General features: G+C 59.9%; 17 protein-coding genes. 9 read left to right on the plus strand and 8 right to left on the minus strand.

Annotated elements, in window-relative coordinates:
* Window positions 1-47: 47 nt before the first annotated feature.
* From RGAI101_RS12125 to RGAI101_RS12140, 4 genes are all read right to left on the minus strand, one after another.
* Window positions 48-2294: a heavy metal translocating P-type ATPase gene (locus RGAI101_RS12125; protein ID WP_008225971.1), complete on the minus strand. Its 2247-nt coding sequence runs from the start codon at window positions 2292-2294 to the stop codon at window positions 48-50.
* Window positions 2295-2448: 154 nt separating this feature from the next.
* A complete protein-coding gene (locus RGAI101_RS12130; RefSeq protein ID WP_008226687.1) occupies window positions 2449-3957 on the minus strand; it encodes a heme biosynthesis protein HemY in 1509 nt (502 codons plus the stop codon).
* Window positions 3958-3967: 10 nt separating this feature from the next.
* Window positions 3968-5428: a COG4223 family protein gene (locus RGAI101_RS22420; protein ID WP_008228980.1), complete on the minus strand. Its 1461-nt coding sequence runs from the start codon at window positions 5426-5428 to the stop codon at window positions 3968-3970.
* A 73-nt stretch (window positions 5429-5501) separates the two neighbouring features.
* Window positions 5502-6206: a uroporphyrinogen-III synthase gene (locus tag RGAI101_RS12140; protein WP_008226474.1), complete on the minus strand. Its 705-nt coding sequence runs from the start codon at window positions 6204-6206 to the stop codon at window positions 5502-5504.
* Between the two features lie 79 nt (window positions 6207-6285).
* On the opposite strand from RGAI101_RS12140, the gene tsaD reads away from it, so the two are divergent.
* From tsaD to RGAI101_RS12160, 4 genes are read left to right on the plus strand one after another with little or no spacing between them, the layout of a single operon-like run.
* Window positions 6286-7371, plus strand: a complete 1086-nt coding sequence (tsaD, locus tag RGAI101_RS12145; protein WP_037229502.1) for a tRNA (adenosine(37)-N6)-threonylcarbamoyltransferase complex transferase subunit TsaD — start codon at window positions 6286-6288, stop codon at window positions 7369-7371.
* Window positions 7368-8321 carry an NAD(P)H-dependent glycerol-3-phosphate dehydrogenase gene (locus RGAI101_RS12150; protein WP_008225936.1) on the plus strand — a complete coding sequence of 318 codons (954 nt, stop codon included), beginning with the start codon at window positions 7368-7370 and terminating at the stop codon, window positions 8319-8321. Before tsaD ends, RGAI101_RS12150 begins: the two co-directional genes overlap by 4 nt.
* A 1-nt stretch (window position 8322) precedes the next feature.
* The gene (locus RGAI101_RS12155; protein WP_008226198.1) at window positions 8323-8595 is read left to right on the plus strand and encodes a YciI family protein; all 273 of its coding nucleotides are present in this window, start codon (window positions 8323-8325) and stop codon (window positions 8593-8595) included.
* Window positions 8595-9014, plus strand: coding sequence for an EVE domain-containing protein (locus RGAI101_RS12160; protein WP_008225492.1), 420 nt, complete (start codon window positions 8595-8597; stop codon window positions 9012-9014). Before RGAI101_RS12155 ends, RGAI101_RS12160 begins: the two co-directional genes overlap by 1 nt.
* Window positions 9015-9251: 237 nt before the next feature.
* Here the strand turns inward: RGAI101_RS12160 and RGAI101_RS12165 are convergent, their stop codons facing one another.
* Entirely contained in the window at window positions 9252-9593 is a 342-nt protein-coding gene (locus RGAI101_RS12165) for a DUF2853 family protein (protein WP_008227293.1), read from the minus strand.
* Between the two features lie 104 nt (window positions 9594-9697).
* Window positions 9698-10456 carry an MBL fold metallo-hydrolase gene (locus RGAI101_RS12170; protein ID WP_008229260.1) on the minus strand — a complete coding sequence of 253 codons (759 nt, stop codon included), beginning with the start codon at window positions 10454-10456 and terminating at the stop codon, window positions 9698-9700.
* Between the two features lie 42 nt (window positions 10457-10498).
* Here RGAI101_RS12170 and RGAI101_RS12175 point away from each other — a divergent pair, with 42 nt between their 5' ends.
* A complete protein-coding gene (locus RGAI101_RS12175; RefSeq protein ID WP_008228051.1) occupies window positions 10499-11623 on the plus strand; it encodes a pyridoxal phosphate-dependent aminotransferase in 1125 nt (374 codons plus the stop codon).
* 40 nt (window positions 11624-11663) lie between these two features.
* Window positions 11664-13019 (plus strand): cytochrome-c peroxidase, encoded by a 1356-nt coding sequence (locus RGAI101_RS12180; RefSeq protein ID WP_008228484.1) that lies wholly within the window; start codon window positions 11664-11666, stop codon window positions 13017-13019.
* Here the strand turns inward: RGAI101_RS12180 and RGAI101_RS12185 are convergent.
* Both RGAI101_RS12185 and RGAI101_RS12190 read right to left on the minus strand, forming a co-directional pair.
* Window positions 13016-14530: a CRTAC1 family protein gene (locus RGAI101_RS12185; protein WP_008228383.1), complete on the minus strand. Its 1515-nt coding sequence runs from the start codon at window positions 14528-14530 to the stop codon at window positions 13016-13018. The genes RGAI101_RS12180 and RGAI101_RS12185 overlap by 4 nt on opposite strands.
* The gene (locus RGAI101_RS12190) at window positions 14527-15747 is read right to left on the minus strand and encodes an ROK family protein (RefSeq protein ID WP_037228123.1); all 1221 of its coding nucleotides are present in this window, start codon (window positions 15745-15747) and stop codon (window positions 14527-14529) included. Before RGAI101_RS12190 ends, RGAI101_RS12185 begins: the two co-directional genes overlap by 4 nt.
* A 259-nt stretch (window positions 15748-16006) precedes the next feature.
* Between RGAI101_RS12190 and xylF the strand changes: the two genes are divergently transcribed.
* The 3 genes from xylF to RGAI101_RS12205 all read left to right on the plus strand — a co-directional run bounded on the left by xylF (window position 16007) and on the right by RGAI101_RS12205 (window position 19209).
* Window positions 16007-17029, plus strand: coding sequence for a D-xylose ABC transporter substrate-binding protein (gene xylF, locus RGAI101_RS12195; protein ID WP_037228126.1), 1023 nt, complete (start codon window positions 16007-16009; stop codon window positions 17027-17029).
* A gap of 123 nt (window positions 17030-17152) precedes the next feature.
* The gene (locus RGAI101_RS12200; protein ID WP_008227900.1) at window positions 17153-18466 is read left to right on the plus strand and encodes a sugar ABC transporter permease; all 1314 of its coding nucleotides are present in this window, start codon (window positions 17153-17155) and stop codon (window positions 18464-18466) included.
* Complete coding sequence (locus tag RGAI101_RS12205; RefSeq protein ID WP_008226836.1) at window positions 18463-19209, plus strand: ATP-binding cassette domain-containing protein; 747 nt, start codon at window positions 18463-18465, stop codon at window positions 19207-19209. The genes RGAI101_RS12200 and RGAI101_RS12205 overlap by 4 nt, the downstream gene beginning before the upstream one ends.
* Window positions 19210-19218 lie beyond the last annotated feature (9 nt).

Consider the following 19218-nt stretch of genomic DNA (forward strand, 5'->3'; position numbering starts at 1 on the left):
TTGCCCCATGGATAACCGTCAATAAACGTCACGTCACCTGCGAAGGATCAAACCTGCACTTTAATGCGCCGCAAGCGCAGCGCATTTGTCAGCACGAACACCGATGAAAACGCCATCGCGGATGCCGCAAGGATCGGGGACAGCAGGATGCCGAACAGAGGATACAACAGCCCCGCCGCGACGGGGATCAGCGCGACGTTATATCCGAACGCCCAGAACAGGTTTTGCCGGATGTTGCGCAGCGTCTCGTGAGACACGGCAATGGCGCTGTTCACGCCCGTCAAACTGCCCGACATCAGCACAACATCCGCCGATTCAATCGCAACGTCGGTGCCCGTACCAATGGCAATGCCCACATCTGCATGGGCAAGCGCGGGGGCATCGTTGATCCCATCACCGACAAAAGCGATCTTTTGACCCGCCCCGCGCAGCTGGTCCAGCGCTGCGATCTTGCCATCGGGCAGCACACCCGCCACGACGTGATCGATCCCCAAGGTAGCGGCAACGCTGCGCGCCGTTTTCTCATCATCACCGGTGATCATCGCGACCTGCAATCCGCGGGCATGAAGGGCGGCAATCGAAGCCTTGCTATCGTCTTTGATCGGGTCTGAGATTGCGATCAAACCGGCCAATTCACCCGCAACAGAGACGAAAAATACCGTCTCGCCCTGACTGGCGCGATCGTCGAATTCTTCCGCAAACACGGCTGTATCAATTCCCGCATCTTTCATCAGACGGGCATTGCCGATCTGGATTGTGACCCCGTCCACCATAGCTGCCACCCCCTGACCCTTGATGGCCTGAAACCTTTCAGCTTGAGGAAGCGCTACGCCTTTTGCAGCAGCGACAATCGCGTGGGCAATCGGGTGTTCCGACAGTATCTCGACCGCGGCGGCCTGGACCAGCAGGGTTTCACGGTCGAAACCGTCCGCAGGAACAAGCGCTGTCAAAGCGGGGCTGCCCTTGGTCAGGGTTCCGGTCTTGTCGAAAGCAACGATTTCAATTCCGCTGAGGGCTTGCAGCGCGTCCCCTTTGCGAAACAGCACGCCCATTTCGGCCGCGCGCCCGGTGCCCACCATGATCGATGTCGGCGTGGCCAGCCCCATCGCGCAAGGACAGGCGATGATCAGCACCGACACCCCCGCCACAAGCGCGTGCGACAACACCGGAGCAGGCCCGAACATCGCCCAGACAAACACCGTCAGCGTCGCCAACCCCAGAACGATGGGTACGAACCACAGCGTCACGCGGTCGACCATCCCCTGAATGGGCAGCCGCGCGCCTTGGGCCTGCTGCACCATGCGGATGATCTGCGCCAGCGTGGTGTCATCCCCCACGGACGTGACCCGGCAAGCCAGGCTGCCATCGCCGTTGACAGTACCACCCGTCACGGAACCGCCGCCGGATTTCCGCACCGGCATCGGTTCGCCGGTGATCATGCTTTCGTCGATCCGGGATTCTCCGTCAAGGATGATGGCATCGGTGGGCAGACGTTCACCGGGGCGGATCAGGATTTCATCGCCGACACGCAGATCAGCAATATCGACATCCACCCAATCTTCCCCCCGTCTGACCCGCGCAGTGTTCGGTTGCAGACCGATCAGCTTCTGGATCGCGGCCCCGGTCCGGCCCTTGGCGCGTGCCTCAAGCCAGCGGCCCAACAGGATCAGCGCGATGATGGCGGCGGCCGCCTCAAAGTAAACCTCGCGGGCAATGGCAGGCAGAAGGGACGGGAGGAACAGCGCAACGGTGGAATAGACAAAGGCGGCACCCGTGCCCAGCGCCACAAGGCTGTTCATATCGGGCACACCGCGCAAAAGCGCAGGGATACCGATGGTATAGAACCGCCGCCCGGGCCCAAGGATCAAGATCGCAGTCAGGGCAAACTGGATCATCCAACTGCCCTGATGGCCAATCGTTTCGCCAATCAATCCATGCATACCGGGGATCATGTGCGCGCCCATCGCCAACACGACGACGGGCAACGCCAGCACGGCAGCGATGGTAAAGGCCCGCCCGATTTCTTCGGTTTCCTCGCGCTTTACGCTGGCGTGATCCTGCGCGGTCTTCTTTGTCGCTGCCGTCGCAGGATAGCCGGCATCGGTCGCGGCTTTGGCAAGCGTGTCAATCGTCAGCGCCCGGCCCGCATGGGTCACCATTGCGGTATCGTCGGCAAGGTTCACGCTGACTTCGGTCACGCCCGGAACAGCACGCAACGCCTTGTCGACCCGCGCAGCACAGCCGCCGCATGTCATCCCCGATACGGAAAGTGTGTGTATCTGATCCAACGCCATGTCGACTGTCCTTGTTCGGTTCGATTTCCATATATGCAGGGGACTGCCGGATTTAACAGGTGCCCGACAGGTTATTGATCTGCCAAAAACGCAAAAGGCCGGTACCTGCTGTTTCCAAGCAGATACCGGCCAGATTTTTCACCGCAGTTCAAGGTTACTTTTCAGTGGTAACCTCGGGCTCTTTCGGTTTTTCGCTGACTTCGTCCGTATCCACGATCAGCTCGGCTTCTTCGATGTCGGCGCGGGTGGCGACGGGTGGCTTGGCGTCGGCCCCTGAATTATCCTCGATCGCACCAACGATCAGCGGTAGCATCTGCACACCACCGGGCATGGCGACTTCGGACATCGGCGGCGTTTTCCATGCAAGCGTATCAAAGCTGTGGCAGTTGTCACAGATCGGTTTCCAGTTGGTATGGATGTGCTGGCAGTTGTCACAAATCCACTGCGGGCCCCGCGACACGGTCAATGCACGGGCAAGCCAGCCTTTGACGACAGTATCAGACGCGCCTTCGCCCCGTTCAATCGCAGCCATCAATGTGACGGAGCGCGCAGTCGGGTCGGTTTCGACCAGATTGCCCAAGGACCGCCGTGCTTCGGGGAAATCTTCGTTCGCGATGTTCAGCTCGGCCAATAGCATCTTGGTCTCGGGATCGTCGGGCTGGGTCCGGGTAAGTGCCGTGAACCGCTTGAGCCGTTCTTTGGGGGTTTCATCCGGCGCGATCGCGGCAAAGGCACTTGCCAGATCGGGATGGGCATGAACGCTCCATGCTTTTTTCAGCAGGCGCGCAGCATATTTGGGTTTGCCCTGATCGATATAGCTGTGCGCGGCCATGACGGCAGCAGGGATCAGATCAGGCGACAGGCGGTTCGCTTCGATCGCAGCCTCGCGGGCTTCGATGCTGTGGCCTTCGGTAAAGACATCCTTGGCCTCGGACAGCGCCAGCACGGCATCGCGGCGCTTGTGCACGTCGCGGGGCAGCTGACCGTTCTTCAGCTTGGTATTCAGGGTCTCGCGTGCGCCTGACCAGTCTTCCTTCTCGGCTTGCAGCTTAAGCAGGATATCACCGGTGTCGGCATGTTTGGGCTTAAGCGCAAACGCCTTTTCAGCCAGCTTCAGAGCAGTGTCGGTGTCCCCTTCGGCCAGCTTTTGCTTCAGGATGCCACGCACCCCGACAAAGCGCGTGGATTCGTTGGCAACCAGCTTTTTGTAGGTCTCTTCGGCCTTGCGTTTGTCGCCTGCCATTTCAGCCGCCTGGGCAATCAACAGGTTCGTCAGCTCGGGCCGCTCCAGATATTTATCGGCCTTCGCCGCCTTGGATAGGGCCAGACGCCCCTCTCCACTGGCCAAAGCCATCAGACCTTCGGACAACGCCTCATAGCCTTTGCGTTCGCGGTTGCGGTCGAAATAGCGCGACAGCGCGGTTTCGTCCCCGTTCAGGAAGTGCCAGACCGCGATCAGCAGCGAAATGATCTTGAGCACCAGCCACACGGCGATCACCAGAACGATAATCGCTATAACAGATTGCAGCGGGCCAAAGCTGAATTCGGTCCCCATCACGGTAACCTGCAACCCGCCCGAGCTTTCGAGCAGGAAGCTGGCACCCCATGTCAGCGCGGCAATTGCCACAACGAACACAACGATCTTAATCAGTGACCAAAGCATATGAATTTCCTTAGTTTGCCGTCAGGCGTTGTGTCAGGGTCTGCACGGCATCTTGCGCGGCCTGGCGGGCCTGCGCATCGGCAAGCCAGTCGGCCATCGGCGCTTTGGCCCCTTCGGGCAGCGTCTCGACCTCGGTTATCGCATCGGAAAGCCGTCCGTCGCGCAGGGCGGCTTCGGCTCGCGACAGGATCGCATCGGGGTCAGTTCCTTCGCGGGGGGTCACTGATCGTGCGCCCAGCTGGTTTTTAAGGAAGTTGCCAAAGCCGCCCCCGGCACCCGCCGGTGCATCTGCCCGTGCCGCCGCCAGCGCAGCCCGCGAGATATCGGGAAACCGGTCTTGCAAGTTGGCGCTGGTGGTGACCCCGGTTTCAGCTGATTCCGTCAAGGCAGCCGGGATGTCCTGCACACCGCCCGCCTTCAAGTCATCAATTTCGGATTGAAACGACTGGCCCGTGGTCAGTGCTGCAACGATACGCGCGACGGCGGATTGCACTGTTGCAGCCCGTGCAGCTTGCTCGGTCGCTTCTTCGACGCTCAGCGCATTTTCCAAGAGCCGCTGGATTTCGTCCCGCTGCGTTTCAACAGACGATGTAAGCGCCGCCAATTCCGCCTCGAACGCCGAGGTATCGACCTCAGGCGCTTCGGCCGCGGCGGGTGCTGGACGGTTCTCGATTTCATCGATGCGCGCATTCAGCGCCGCGACGGATGCCTTGATCTCTTCCATCGCGGCCAGATCGGTCGCGGGTGCATCGGTTTCAGCGGGCATCTTGCCAAGCGCGTCTTCCAGTGCCGCAATCCTGGCCGCCTGGTCGGCAACGGTGTTTTCCGGCGCAGTGATCGCGCTTGACCCCGTCAACGTGGCAAGGACGCCCGTCTCGGCGGCGGCAAAGCCGATGCCACAGGCAACGAGACCGCCCAGAACCATGGGCCAGAACACGCTCTTGCTTCTTTCGGGCTTGGCGGGGGTGGTTTGGCTTGGTGTGGGCGTCACAGACGGTTTTGAAGCTTCGGTAGGCTTGGGTGCCTCTTTCGGTGTCTCCATTGCCTTGGGCGCATCGGCTTTCTTATCAGCAGGTTTGACGTCAGGCTTGGGCGTCGGGCTGGTTTCAGCCAGCGCTTTCACTTCAGACGTCACGGCTGGTTTCGCAGTGTCAGACTTCGGCACATCCGGTTTGGTGGTGGTACCCGGTGCGGCCGCCTTGGATGGTGTATCAGCCTTGTCAGAAAGTGTATCAGGCTTGTCAGCAGGTGTCGCAGACACAGCCGCATCTTTTGATGTCTTGGCCGCCGCAGATGTTTTTGCTCCGCCCTTGGTATCAGGCGTCTTTGCCGCGACAGGTTTTGCGGCAGCTGCCTTTTTTTCCGGCGTTTTGGGCGCTGGCTTGGGTTTGGCCGCAGCAGCGGACGCCCGCGATGTCGCGTTTTCTGTCGGTTTATCGCCGCCCGTGCTTGGAGTTTTCGCTTTTGCCACGCTTAAAAAACCTTTCCGATTCTGACGGATCGTCAGCTATTTCTGCAATATTAGACGGCATGTGTGCTGATCTTCAAGCTAACCTGCCCCAATCCACCGCAGTTTCAAGAACTAAACGCATCGAGTTGGCTGTTGGTTCATCCGCAATCAGCAGGTCTTGCGGCTTTTGATAGCCAAGAGCGTCGGCAACGGCCCGACTAAGGGCGATCACGACGACATGGTGAAAATCTGGGCATTCGCGGGCAAACTGCGTCGCGGTCCGGGGCGAAAACAAAGGCACGATGCAGGTTTCACCCGAAGCCAGCACATGTTTTGCCTGATCTGACAGCGGCAAAAGCGTCTGGTCATAGACTGTGACGGCAGTCGTACGCAGCCCCGCTTGGGACAAGCGGCTGGCGATATCGCCGCGTTGATGGTGACCACATATGTGCAAAAGGGGTGCATTGGGCTGCGTCTTGATCAAGGCGGTGACCAATTCGTCGGCATTCTGCCCAAGGATCTGCGCGCGCCAGCCCTTTTCCTTGGCCGCCTGGGTAGTTTTAGCACCGACGCAATAGGCCGTGCGGCCCAGCCCATCCGGCCCGAACGCCACCCCGTTTGCCGACGTGAAGATCACCCCCTCAATGCCCTGCATCAGAACCGGCGTGGCAGTGCCCGATATCTGCAAAAGCGGGCTGATCAGGACACTGACCCGCGCCAAAAGGTCCGGTGCAATCATGTCCAGAAACGCATTTGCATTCGGGGCAGGCCGGGTCAGGATCAGCATGGGCTTGTTCATTTGGCGGATGTCCCCAAGGATTGTTCCACTTGCCTCAAGGTGTTACTTGGCGGTGATCACCCTTGCAACGGAAACGGCCATGATAGTTCTCGGATTGGAAAGCAGCTGCGATGATACCGCCGCCGCCCTCGTGCAGTTTGAGCCGGGGCAAAAGGCAAAGGTGCTGTCTTCTGTCGTGGACAGCCAGACCGATCTGCACGCGGCATTCGGCGGTGTTGTTCCCGAGATCGCCGCCCGCGCCCATGCCGAAAAACTGGACCTGTGTGTCGAGGATGCACTGGCAAAAGCGGGTCTGACACTGGCGGATGTGGATGCGATTGCCGTCACTGCCGGGCCGGGTCTGATCGGTGGCGTTCTGTCCGGCGTGATGTGCGCCAAGGGGCTGTCTGCTGCGACGGGCAAACCGCTTTACGGGGTGAACCACCTGGCGGGCCACGCCCTGACCCCGCGTTTGACGGATGATGTGGCCTATCCCTATCTGGTGCTTTTGGTATCCGGCGGGCATTGCCAGTTCTTGCTGGTCCATGGGCCGGACCGGTTCGAACGGCTGGGCGGCACCATCGACGACGCGCCCGGCGAAGCCTTTGACAAGGTCGCGCGCCTGATTTCGCTGCCACAGCCCGGCGGGCCAGCGATTGAACAAGCCGCGCTGGAGGGGGACGCAAAGCGCTTTGCCTTCCCGCGCCCCCTGCTGGATCGACCTGATTGCGATATGTCGTTCTCGGGCCTCAAGACCGCGGTCCTGCGGGTGAGGGACAAGATTATCCAAGAAAAGGGCGGGCTGACCGTGCAGGATCAGGCAGATTTGGCCGCCGGATTTCAGGCCGCCGTCGTCGATGTGATGGCCGAAAAGACCCGCCGCGCGCTAAAGCTTTATCTGGACCATGACCCCGAGACCCGCACCTTGTGCGTGGCGGGTGGTGTTGCCGCAAACAAAGCCATTCGTGCAAGGTTAGAGACTGTATCACAGGAAGTATCGACCGCTTTCATCGCGCCGCCGCTTAGCCTGTGCACTGACAATGCCGCGATGATCGCGTTTGCCGCAGCTGAACAAAGCCAGCTGCGCGGCCCTGATGATCTGACGCTGTCGGCGCGGCCAAGATGGCCGTTGGACACCAGCCAACCGTCCATGTTGGGCAGCGGCAAGAAGGGGGCAAAGGCATGAGCATCGCAGTTCTGGGTGCGGGCGCATTCGGCACCGCGCTGGCGATTTCGCTGGCGCACAAGGGCCCGATCACCCTTTGGGCGCGCGACGCCCAAGGCATGGATACCCTGCGCGAGAACAAGGCACGTCTGCCCGGGTGTCATTTTCCAGACGGGTTGTTCGTTACGGAAACCTTTGAGGACGCCGCCAAATCCGACGTTTTGCTGGTTGCCGTCCCGATGCAAACACTGCGCGGTTTTTTGACGGAACACGCCGCGCTGCTGGATGGCAAAACCATCGTCGCCTGCTGCAAGGGGATCGAGCTGGAAACCGGTCTTGGCCCCGTCGCGGTGATTCACGAAACCTTGCCAAATGCCACACCCGCCATTCTGACCGGCCCCAGTTTCGCCGCCGATATCGCGCGCGGCTTGCCAACGGCGCTGACGCTGGCCTGCGCGGATGCGATGGTTGGCGAACGGTTGCAGAAGGCGCTGACAACGCAAAACCTGCGGCTTTACCGGACAGTTGACACCATCGGGGCCGAACTGGGCGGGGCTCTCAAGAACGTTGTCGCCATTGCCTGCGGTGCCGCGATGGGGGCTGGACTGGGCGAAAGCGCACGCGCTGCGCTGATGACGCGCGGCTTTGCAGAAATGCAGCGGCTTGCGGCGCATTTGAACGCTGATCCAGATACGCTTTCGGGGCTGTCGGGTTTTGGCGATCTGACCCTGACCTGCACGTCCACCCAATCGCGCAACTACCGGCTGGGGCTGGCCTTTGGCGAAGGGCGCAGCTTTGACAGCACGACCACCGTCGAAGGGGCCGCCACAGCCCGCGCGGTGCATGGTTTGGCGCAAAAGCATGGATTGGACCTGCCGATCACTGCCGCCGTTGCAGGTTTGATCGAGAACAGATTAGATGTGCAAAGCGCGATGACGTCGCTTTTGACCCGCCCCTTAAAGGAAGAATGACATGCTGATTGCCCTGATTGCCAAAGACAAAGCCGACTCCCTCTCGGTGCGGCAGGAAAACCGCCCCGCCCACGTGGACTACCTGAAATCCACCGGTTGCGTGTCCCAGGCCGGACCCTTTTTGGATGCTGATGGGCAAATGTGCGGATCTTTGGTGATTTTGGATGTTGCCGATATGGCGGCGGCGCAAACATGGGCGGCAAATGATCCCTATGCCAAGGCTGGCCTGTTTGCCGATGTTCAACTGATCGCATGGAACAAGGTGATCGGCTGATGGCCTACTGGCTTTTCAAATCGGAACCGTCGACCTGGGGCTGGGATGATCAGGTCGCCAAAGGTGACACGGGCGAGGAATGGGATGGCGTGCGCAACTATCAGGCACGCAATTTCATGCGCGAGATGGCCAAGGGTGATCTGGGTTTTTTCTATCATTCCCAAGGCGAACGGGCCATCGTCGGCATTGTCGAGGTTATCGCCGAGGCGCATCAGGACAGTTCAACCGATGACGACCGTTGGGAATGCGTTGACATCAAAGCGGTGCGGCCGTTTGAAACGCCCGTTACGCTGGACGACATCAAAAGCGATGGCCGGTTTGACGATATGCCCTTGGTAAAAAGCCCGCGTTTGTCAGTGCAGCCGGTCACAGCAGAGCAATGGCAGCAGATTTGCGCCATGGGGAATACGGAAGCGTAATAAAGACACTGTAGAACGTAAAAAGGGTTCCGGCACCCCGCCAGAACCCTTTCTCACCCCACGTGAATCCCTAAAGACCACCTCACGTGTATCGAAATATGTTCTGGCCGTACTAGCCATGTACTATGGATACTGCATCTTCCTGTCCCGTGCAAGAATCGAGTAATTCAAACACCTTACAATAAAAAAACGCCCGCTTAACCATACGGGCGTTTCTTCTCGGTTCTGGTGGCCGTTTCAGCCGTAGACGGCTTCCTTGCCGAAATGCTTGGTCAGCATATAATAGATCACGGCGCGGTATTTGTTACGCTCGGATTGTCCATAAATTTCGACGACCTTGTGGATGCCCTCCATCAGCTCAGGGCTGTCGGCCATGCCAAGTTTCTTCATCAGGAAGTTGGTCTTGACCAGCTCAAGCTCGCTCTCTTGCGATGCGGCGACGGTCTGCGCGTCTGCGTTGTAGATCGACGGGCCACAGCCAATCGTGACCTTGGTCAGCAAATCCATGTCCGGCGTCATGCCGCATTTGTTTGTCAGATCATCCGCGTATTTCGCGATCCATTCGTCTCTCTTGCCCATCACAAGTCTCCCACCGTTGGTTTTGACCGGTTGTTCCGGCCTCAATTCAAAGCCTAGTCGCTAATCCGATACCAACAAAGAATTTTTTTCCCGCGCCCTGCGGCTTAGGTAAACCAATGCGGGGCCTTTTTCAGGGTGGGCCAGTCTTCGGGGCTGTGGCCAAAGATCACGGTGGCATCACGGGTGGCGGCAAGCTTCATCAGACGATCACCGTGATGGATCGCAAGATCAACATCCCAAGAGCCCGCGAAAGCCTCGTCAATCTCGGAGGCGCGGCTGATCGCGTCAGACGTCAGCAACACCCAGCCGGTATCCGGCAGACAGATCATAAAGGCCAGCTGACCGGGTGCGTGGCCGGGGCACAGCAGCACGTCGAACCCGTCGCACAGGCTGAAATCCTGCGTGACCAGCGCATAATCGGCATCGGGCCAGTCCATCGCCTGCTTGCCCGACCAATATAGCGGTCTTGGCAATGCGCGCTCGGCCTCGGCAATCAGGATGGGGGCCTGGGGGTATCCGCCCATGTCGCCGACGTGATCAATATGCGTGTGGCTTTGGATCATCAGGGTCACATCCTGCTTGACGATCCCCAGTTTCGCCAGTTGTGGGCCGGGCATGTTTTCGGGCGTCACGGACAATACCTGTCCAAAGCTTCCCAGATCATCCTCGGCCGTGGCAGCATCGGCGTCCTGAGCGTATTTTTCCGGGAAACCAGTGTCTATCAAAACAGTTTCGCCTGCATCCGTCTGAATGACATAGCCGCAGATGCCGACATCGCGCGGGCCTGAATGCACCCGAAACAATCCGTAATCCAGCACCGCCAGTCGGATCGGTTTGCCTTTCAAAGAAACTTGCATATTCATGTATCTGCCCCCGTTTGCGGGCATGTTAGCCAGAGGCACCGTATGAAAGTCAAGATACACACCTTGTTCCAATATCTGCTGGATACCACCGATGCCGCACCCGAGGCGATCGTCGGGTTTTCGCTGTCAGGGTCGCCCAAGCTGGGGGATTATCTGGCTGATTTGGATCCCGACCAGTCTTTGGACTGGAACAATCGCGACTTTCGCGGCCTGCCAGAACTGCGCGATCATGTTCTGGCCCAAGCCGGATTAAACGGTATTTGCGCGCAAAGCGACGTGTTGATCACCGCAGGGGCCGCCGAGGCGAATTACCTCGCGATCATGCAACTGCTTCAGCCGGGCGACGAGATCATCATTGAGACTCCCGGTTGGCCGCAAGCAGAGGTATTGGCCAAGGCCATCGGCGCAAAAATCACCCGCATCACGCGGCAGGAATGCGACGGCTGGCACCTGCCCATCGACCGGATCGCCGACGCGGTCAGTGATCAGACCAAAATGATTTTCCTCACCAACCCCAACAACCCGACGGGTGACTTGCTAAGTACCGACGAGATTGGCCAGCTTGTCCGCATCGCTGACCGCGTCGGCGCGTGGCTGTTGATCGACGAGGTTTATGCCGGGCTGGAATGGGACGGACCGCGTGCGCCATCGGTGGCGGGCATGTACGCAAGGGGGATCACGACAGGCTCTGTCTCGAAGGCTTTGGGGCTTCAGGGGCTGCGCACAGGGTGGATGATCTGCCCTGATGCGCAGATGATCATGGACGCGGTGATCTTGCGAGAGAATTCATCCGAGATCATGAATATCATGGGTGAGGTGATCGCGGAAATCGCGCTGCGCCCTGATCGGTATGCGCCGGCGATGGACACGGCCCGCCGTGCGGGGCGCGAAAATCTGGCGCAGATGAACGCCTGGGTCGATGCGCAAGCGGGCCTTTCCTGGGTACCGCCCCGCGCCGGTCTGATCGGCCTTGCCCGCCTGCCGGACGGCATCGACAGCGATGATTTCGCGCGCAGGCTGCTGGCCGCTCCGTACCGGACCTTTCTGCTGCCCGGCAGCGCCTACGACCAGCCCCACCACATCAGGCTTGGCGTGGGCGGAGGGGCTGCCGTCAACCTGCACGATGGGCTAACGCGGTTGTCACAAGCGCTGAGGAATTGGGCCTGACGGGCTTGCCCGGACATTCGAATTGGGCAAAGATAAGCCCATGTATTTGATCCGTTCATCCGTTCTTTTGCTGGCCTTCAGCGCCTGCATTGCGCATGCAGATCCGCTGCCTGACCCGGTGGCTGACGCGGCCTTCACGCCTGCGGACCTGGACGAAGCGGTCCTGGGCCAGTTGCTGTTCTACGATCCCATCCTGTCGGGCAACCGCAACATCGCCTGCGCGACGTGCCATCACCCGAATTTCGCGACCAGCGACGGGGTGTCTTTGGGTTTGGGCGAAGGCGGCAAGGGCTTGGGGCTGGAACGCCGCGGCGATCCCGACAACATGCCGACACACCGCATTCCGCGGAATTCTCCGGCGTTGTTCAATCTGGGCGCGGCCGAATTCAGGGTCCTGTTCCATGACGGCCGGATCGAGGTTGACCCGACGATGCCTTCGGGGTTCCGCACCCCGCTCGAGGACGACATGCTAAGCGGTTTTGCATCGATCTTGTCGGCGCAGACCATGTTTCCCGTGCTCAGCGCCGATGAGATGGCTGGCCACGGTGGCGAAAATGACGTGGCAAATGCCGTGCGTCAGGGTCTGATCACGGGTCCGGGCGGTGCTTGGGATATTCTGTCGCGCCGGGTTGCGGACCTGCCCGAATACGCGCGCCGGTTCAGCGCCGTTTACGACCACATCAATACGCCCGATGATATCGGGTTCACCGATATATCGAACGCGATTGCGGTATTCATCGATCACGAATGGCGTTCTGATACCTCGGATTTCGATGCGTATCTGCGCGACCGGACTGTCGGACTGCCGCTTGCCGCGGAAAAGGGGATGGAGCTGTTCTACGGTGATGCGGGCTGTAGCACGTGCCATTCAGGGCCGTTTCAGACCGACCACCAGTTTCACGCCATGGGCGCACCACAGCTGGGCCCCGGCAAGGCGGCCGCGTTCGAAGACAATGCCCATGACACAGGACGCATGCGCGTGACAGGCGACCCCGCCGATGCATTTGCCTTTCGCACACCATCGCTGCGCAATGTAATGCAAACCGGGCCCTGGGGGCATGCGGGTGCCCATGGTACGATCGAGCAATTCTTGAGCGATCACCTTGATCCCGTCGGTGCCTCTGAACGATTTGCGCAAGGGTCCACGGCCCGAAACGGCGTCCGACTGCCCCCGCTGGAGGGTGACGATTGGCGCGAAATGAATGACGCTGCTGCCCGCGAAAGCATCGTGCAGGCCGCAATGATCCGTGCGCCCCGCGGGCTGGATGCTGCTGATATTGCCGTATTAGTATCATTTTTGCGGACGCTGGATGATGAAACTGCCTTGAACGGTCGGCTGGGTATCCCCCCAACCGTGCCAAGCGGGTTGGACGTCGGCGGCGTTGCTGCGGATTAATCCGGCTGCGTGATCTTCACGGTCTCGCCGGCGGGGGCATGCACGATGTCGCTTAGCGTTCCGTCAGGCCAGCGCACCTGGACCGTCGCAGTCTTGGCCCCCGCGATCCCGAAATGCAAAGGGCCTGCAACCGCCCCGCCATGCCCCCCGCCAACTGTGATCTGCTGGCTTTGCACCCCTGCATCAGAGGTAACAATGACCCGCGCGCCAATCGCGAAATGATTGCCATCGGTACTGCTGGCCAGCACCTTAACAGCATTCCCGGCATCGGGCGTCACATTCCGGTACAGCCGCATCGGCGCACGGCGGTTCACCACCACCAGATCAAGCCGCCCGTCACCGTCAAAATCCGTCAAGGCGGCACCACGGGATCGGGCCGTGTCAGCGACGCCGGCGACGTCTCCTGCTTCGGTGAAACGACCATCCTTGCCTTGGATCAGCAGATTGTTCGGGTCGCGCATGGCCATGCCCGGCATCTGATCGACGTTCCCCTTGGCGATAAACAGATCGGCGCGGCCGTCATTATTCACGTCGGCAAAGCTGGCGTGCCAGCCGGTTGACGGGCGTCCATCCCCCTTGATGTAGGGGTTATGCGCATAGGTACCGATATCATAGGGCGCACCGCTATAGCGGCCATCGGGTTGCGCGATCTGCATCAGCTGATCCCCCATCGAGGTCAGCATAAGTTCGTCCCGCTGATCGCCGTTCAGATCGCGGCTGGCGATGCCCATGCCCCACAGCGAAACCTTGTCCCAGCCATCCTCCGATGTCAGAAAGCGGCGGTCTTCGATGTCCCAAAGCTGCTCTGACCCGCCAGACACGTAATAGTGTCTATCGTTGGATATGCGCAGTGAATTGCGCCCGCGCGCATCTGTAGATGCCAGCATCGAAAGGGTGCAGAAGCCGGGGGATAAAACCTCGGGGCTGTAGTCGGGCGTGTTGCTGTCCTGCGGATTCAAGATCGTCTGCGTGTCGCATGTGCCAAACGGCCCACCGGGGTTTGCGCGGTCAACATAATGGCCGACGGCGAGTGTCGGAAACTGCGCGCCCGCGTCCCACCATGCAGTAAAGGCAGTGGTCCATTGATCGGTCTGGGGAATGTTCCAGCTTGCGGTGACGTCGGTGAAACTGCAATCCGGGCCGCCTTGCAAAACACGGTCAGGCCCGACGCGCATAATGTAAAGGTCCAGCAGACCGTCGCCGTCTATTTCGATCGGATAAGCACCGGTCACGCCCGTAACTTCACCTGCTAAAGGGAGGGGCTCAAATGCGATATGCCCTGTTTCAGAGACGTTTTTCAGCAAGATCATCGGCGACGTGCCACCTGCGGCCACCAGATCGGGCCGCCCGTCGGCGGAACAGTCAAACGCCGATACACCGCCCCCGACGAAATGTTCCCATCCGCCTGTATATTGGTGGTCCGACAGGCCGGTGGAGATATCTTCGAACAGCGGATCAGCGCAGGCAGCGCCCGCCACCGACCAGAAGATCAAAGCCAGACGGGCAATCACGCAACAGTCTCCCCCAGAAGGGCGGTCGTGACGTCGGACAGGGCCAGTGCGGCAGCGCCCTTTGCCCACACAGATCCGCCCCAAGCGTGAATATCCACAGGGGTGGGCGTGCGTCCCGCCGGAAGTATCATGCTGTTCATCTCGGCCAGCATATCGTCGGTGGTCAAATAATCATAGCGCATGCGCTCACCGCTCAGGATGATCCGTTCCGGATCAAACAACTGAACAATGTTCGCCAAACCTACACTCAGGAATCGCCCTGCCCGCTGGAAGATTGCCAAGGCGGCCTCATTTCCGGCATTGGCCTCTTCGTACAAGGTTTCGATCATGGTCACCGCAGAACTGTTGGATCTGGGATCGCGGTCCAGCGCGGTTCCCGCCTCTCGGACAAGGGCGTAATCGGCGACATAGGCCTCAAGACAACCGCGCTGGCCACAGCGGCACAGCGCCCCGTCAAGCTGCACCTTGGTGTGGCCCAGTTCCATCCCCGGACCCAAGGCCCCCCGGAACAGACGGTTGTTCAGCACCAGCCCCATGCCAACGCCGCGTTCGATCGTGACGACCGCGAAATTCGAAATGCCACGCCCGGCACCGAACCACAGTTCGGCCAGCGTCAAAAGATTTGTGTCATTGTCCAACGACACCGGCAAACCCAGCGTATCTTGCAGCATATCGCGCAAGGGGATTTCGGTGTCGGTCATCACCGGCGACCATTTCACGACCCCCAGACAGGCATCGACGATGCCGGGCAGGCCAATCCCCACGGCGCTGATCGATTCCAAAGGCTGGCCCGACTTTTTCAAAAGCTGCCGTGTCAGGGTCGAAACCTCTGCCAAAACCTCCTTGGTGGTTTGACGCAGCGCGGCGCTGGTCAGCTGCGCTTCGGCGATGACGGTACCTGCAAGGTCCAGCAAAACGGCGGTATGACGTTCATCCGACAGCTTCATCCCGATCACGAACCGGCTGCGCGGTGCCACACGCAACGCGATCGGGGGGCGGCCCCGGCTTGGTCCGCGCTGGCTGTCTTCGACTTCTTGCAGCAGGCCGCGTGCGATCAGGTCAGAGGTAATGGTGGTCACCGAACCGGGGCTGATGTCCAGCGCGCGGGCAACATCCATGCGCGGCATGTGTCCGCCGGCGCGGACCTGTTCAAACACTTGCTGCCGTAAGGGCCGCGTGTCATCCTGTGGCATCGCCAAACGGGGGCCACAGCCCATAGGGGCTGCTTCGGCACCTTCAAAAGAGGCGTGTCGAATTAGTTCGCTGGCCAAACTTTATATCCTCATCGTGGCGGTCTTAATCAAACACCCCACTTCTCCCACCCGAAATAAGCCGCTTTTTGCTGGCTCCTGTCAAATTCTTTATCCCGTTTTGCAAAATTTATTTTGACAACTGAATTAAATTGCGCAACCTCAGAGCCACGACGAAACCGAAGCCACCAAAGGCAATCGGAACATTTCATCTGGGAGGAAAGAAATGCGTAAACTCTTTATGGCAGCGGCTGTCGCCACTGCCGGATTCACCCACGCCGCCGCCGCACAGGACATCACCGTCGGCGTCAGCTGGTCAAACTTTCAGGAAGAGCGCTGGAAAACAGACGAAGCCGCGATCAAAGCTGCTTTGGAAGCCGCCGGCGCGAAATACGTCAGCTCGGACGCGCAGTCTTCTTCGGCCAAGCAGTTGTCCGACGTGGAAAGCCTGATCGCCCAGGGCGTAGATGCATTGATCATTCTGGCGCAGGACAGCCAAGCGATCGGACCGGCCATCACAGCTGCCGCTGACGAAGGTATTCCGGTTGTCGGCTATGACCGTCTGATCGAAGACCCCCGTGCATTCTATCTGACCTTCGACAACGTCGAAGTCGGCCGCATGCAGGCCCGCGCCGTTCTGGAAGCCATGCCCAAGGGCAACTACGTCATGATCAAGGGGTCTCCCACCGACCCGAACGCCGATTTCCTGCGGGGCGGCCAGCAAGAAGTGCTGCAATCCGCGATTGACGCAGGCGACATCACCATCGTTGCCGAAGCCTATACCGACGGCTGGCTGCCAGCCAACGCACAGCGCAACATGGAGCAGATCCTGACGGCGCAGGACAACAAGGTTGACGCGGTCGTTGCGTCCAACGACGGTACAGCCGGTGGTGCGGTTGCCGCGCTGACGGCACAAGGCATGGAAGGCACACCCGTGTCCGGCCAGGACGGCGACCACGCTGCCCTGAACCGCGTTGCGATGGGCACGCAGACCGTCAGCGTCTGGAAAGACGCACGCGATCTGGGCAAGAACGCTGCTGAAATCGCAGTTGCCCTTGCCAGCGGCACTGAAATGTCCGGTATCGATGGCGCGACCGAATGGACGTCGCCCGGCGGCACGACATTGTCGGCCAAGTTTCTGGCCCCCGTGCCGGTTACCATCGACAACCTGAACGCCGTTCTGGACGCTGGCTGGATCACCAAAGAGGCGCTTTGCCAAGGTGTTACAGGCGTCGCAGCCTGCGAGTAACCAAGACCTTTGCATCCCGGCCCCGGTCGGGATGCACCCTTTTCCCTTTTATGCGCGGGCCGTTCTTCGAACCAATGCCCTGACCGCTGAAAGAAACCGCGACCCAATCCGGAAGCCAATCACATGACAGACATTTCCAACGCCGGGACAGAGTCACATCCGTCACCGAAAGCGCCCAAACGTTCCTTCCTGACCCAGCTCGAGATCGACACACGCCTTTTGGGCATGATCGGAGCCTTTGTTCTGGTCTGTCTGGTGTTCAACGTGCTGACGGACGGGCGGTTCTTGACCCCGCGCAATATCTTCAACCTGACCATCCAGACCGTCAGCGTTGCCATCATGGCGACCGGCATGGTGTTCGTGATCGTCACCCGCCACATCGATCTGTCCGTAGGGGCCATGCTGGCGACCTGTTCAGCCGCGATGGCGATGACGCAGACCGATATTCTTCCCAGACTGCTGGGGCTTGGCCTGGGTCACCCGCTGACCCCCTGGATCGCAATTGCCGTCGGCTTGATCGTTGGGATCGTGATCGGGGCATTTCAGGGCTGGCTCGTCGGTTTTCTGACCATCCCCGCCTTTATCGTGACACTTGGCGGCCTGCTGATCTGGCGCAACGTGGCGTGGTACATGACCGACGGTCAAACCATTGGTCCGCTGGACGAGACATTTCGGAAATTCGGCGGCATCAACGGGACCTTGGGCGAAACCTGGTCCTGGATTGTGGGCCTCGTTGCCGTTCTGCTTGCGCTTTGGGCCCTGTGGTCGGCGCGGCGCAACAAGATCAGCCATGGCTTTCCGGTCAAGCCTGTCTGGGCCGAAGCGCTTGTCGGTCTGGTCATCGCAATGGGGATCCTTGGTTTTGTAGCAATCCTGAACGCCTACGAAGTCCCAACGGCGCGGCTGATCCGCGAATTCAAGGCCCGCGGAGAGATCATGCCTGACGGCTATACCGCCGCTTATGGCATCCCCTATTCCGTGCTGCTGCTAATCGGGATCGCAATTGCCATGACGGTGATGGCCAAACGCACCCGACTGGGGCGCTATATCTTTGCGACGGGCGGAAACCCTGATGCGGCTGAACTGTCCGGCATCAACACGCGCCTGCTGACGGTCAAGGTCTTTGCCCTGATGGGTGCCTTGGTCGCGCTGTCTGCGGTTGTCGCATCGGCCCGGCTGACGAACCATTCCAACGATATCGGCACACTGGATGAACTGCGCGTCATCGCTGCTGCCGTAATTGGCGGTACGGCCCTTGCCGGCGGGATCGGCACCATTCACGGCGCGATCCTGGGGGCGCTGATCATGCAATCGCTGCAATCGGGCATGGCCATGGTCGGGGTCGATGCCCCCCTGCAAAACATCGTCGTGGGGGCTGTTCTGGTCCTCGCCGTCTGGATCGACATTGTCTATCGCCGCCGCACGGGAGGGAAATGATGACACCTTTGGTAGAACTCAAGAATATCTCGCTTTCTTTCGGAGGCGTGCGCGCTGTCGACAACGTTTCGCTTGATCTTCATGCGGGCGAAGTTGTCGGCCTGCTGGGCCATAACGGTGCCGGTAAATCGACGCTGATCAAGATTTTGGCCGGTGCCTATCAGATGGACGAGGGCGAAATCTGGATCGAAGGCAAGAAGGTCAACATCCAGTCCCCGCGGGATGCACGGCGACACAACATTGAAACTATCTATCAGACGCTCGCGCTGGCGGATAACCTTGATGCACCCAGCAACCTGTTTCTGGGGCGCGAATTGACCAATCGTTTCGGTCTGGTCGACGATGCCCAGATGGAGGCGGAGACCCGCAAGATCATGGCCCGCCTCAACCCCAATTTCAAAAAGATAAGTGAGCCTGTCTCGGCACTTTCCGGCGGTCAGCGGCAATCGGTGGCGATCGCACGCGCCGTCTATTTCAACGCGAAAATCCTGATCATGGACGAACCGACCGCCGCCTTGGGCGTGCACGAAAGCAAGATGGTCGCCGATCTGATCAAGGAGCTCAAGGCGCAGGGCTTGGGCATTTTCCTTATCAGCCACGACACCCGCGAAATGCTTGAACTTTGCGACCGGGTATCGGTGATGAAGAACGGCACGATGATCGGCACCGAAAAGGTAGGCGACGTGACCGAAGATGACATCCTGAGCATGATCATCATGGGCAAGGCACGCGACGCTGCTTAGGCTCTGACA

Source organism: Roseobacter sp. GAI101 (assembly GCF_000156335.1).
Classification (GTDB): Bacteria; Pseudomonadota; Alphaproteobacteria; order Rhodobacterales; family Rhodobacteraceae; genus Sulfitobacter.